This window comes from Oleiphilus sp. HI0061 (genome assembly GCF_001635675.1).
The window spans coordinates 1-757 of record NZ_LWFE01000672.1 but is presented as its reverse complement, the minus strand read 5'-3'; the positions used below and the strand labels follow the sequence as shown (position 1 = coordinate 757).

The window sequence follows — 757 nt, the reverse complement described above, 5'->3', positions numbered from 1 at the left end:
CCAATATCGTAGGTCCAGGCATGTAGCTGAATTTTATTGGTAGAAAGTTTGGCAGCAACATGAGGGTGGGTCTTTAAATGCTGCAACTGAAGCAAAACGTTTTCATCAATCAACATAGCCAGACGTTCATCATGGGAGCCCTCTGGCAGCTTTTCCATAACAATCTGATGCGCAGCCTTTGAGTAGCTGAGCCATTGTGTCACATGAGGAAGGTTAGTGAGCGAGTCAGGGTCCATCACGCCGGCCATTGCCCCACAACAGGTGTGTCCACACACAATAATATGTTTGACTTCAAGAACGGCAACAGCATACTCAATCGTTGCCGTGGTACCACCAGTATAGTTGCTATGCGGTGGAACAATATTGCCTGCATTTCGACATATGAATAGTTCCCCTGGTTCCGTCTGAACTAAAAGGTTTGGGTCAATACGAGAATCAGAGCATGTAATAAAAAGAGCTTCTGGATGCTGCCCTTTCACAAGTTGATCGAATAGTTCTTTCTTCTGAGGGTACACTTCGGTTTTGAATCGTACGATTCCACTGGCTATTTTTGGCATATCAATTCTCTATAACTCAATTAACGTGTTGAATAATAGCTTTCTCAACCGGTATAGGGAAGCGATATAGCAAGGAAAAGCCCTAACTAATTTTTTATGTTCGAGCGCCCTATTTTGACGCATAAAAAAACAGGCTCGCGCCTGTTTTTTTATGTATAACAACGTAGAGGGCTTAGTTTCTCGCGGTAATTGTGTAGCTG

General features: G+C 43.5%; 1 protein-coding gene. It reads right to left on the bottom strand.

Annotated elements, in window-relative coordinates:
- Positions 1 to 557: carbonic anhydrase (locus A3735_RS08475; RefSeq protein WP_068637911.1), on the bottom strand; the 557-nt coding region annotated here is incomplete at its 3' end.
- Positions 558 to 757 lie beyond the last annotated feature (200 nt).